This window comes from Escherichia sp. GZ89, assembly GCF_019366485.1.
Classification (GTDB): domain Bacteria; phylum Pseudomonadota; class Gammaproteobacteria; order Enterobacterales; family Enterobacteriaceae; genus Escherichia; species Escherichia fergusonii.
Genome location: NZ_JAEOHX010000068.1, coordinates 1 through 543 on the forward strand (window position 1 = coordinate 1; position 543 = coordinate 543).

Sequence of the window (543 nt, forward strand, 5' to 3'; positions counted from 1 at the left end):
CTATGCTGGCTTCACGACGGGCGGAAGCAGAAGCGATCGGTGTCCCGCCCGATCTCATTGAAGATGTCCTGCGCCGGGTAATGCGTGAATCTTACTCCAGCGAAAATGATAAGGGGTTCAAAACGCTTTGTCCTTCTCTGCGTCCGGTCGTCATTGTGGGCGGCGGCGGACAGATGGGGCGTCTGTTTGAAAAAATGCTCACGCTGTCGGGCTATCAGGTCCGTATTCTGGAACAACAGGACTGGCCGCGCGCCAGGGACATTGTCGCCGATGCCGGAATGGTGATCGTCAGCGTGCCGATTCATGTTACTGAACAGGTCATAGCGCAACTGCCGCCCCTGCCGTCCGACTGTATTCTGGTCGATCTGGCATCGGTGAAAAGCGGTCCGTTACAGGCAATGTTGGCGGCCCATGATGGCCCCGTGCTGGGCTTGCACCCGATGTTTGGCCCGGACAGCGGGAGCCTGGCGAAGCAGGTGGTGGTCTGGTGTGATGGGCGTCAACCGGAAGCGTATCAGTGGTTCCTTGAGCAAATCCAGGTGT

At 58.4% G+C, this 543-nt stretch carries 1 protein-coding gene; it reads left to right on the top strand.

The window, feature by feature from the left end; all coding sequences use genetic code 11:
• Positions 1 to 543 (top strand): bifunctional chorismate mutase/prephenate dehydrogenase (gene tyrA / locus K0335_RS22245; protein ID WP_219394174.1); only part of this gene is annotated, 543 nt, incomplete at both ends.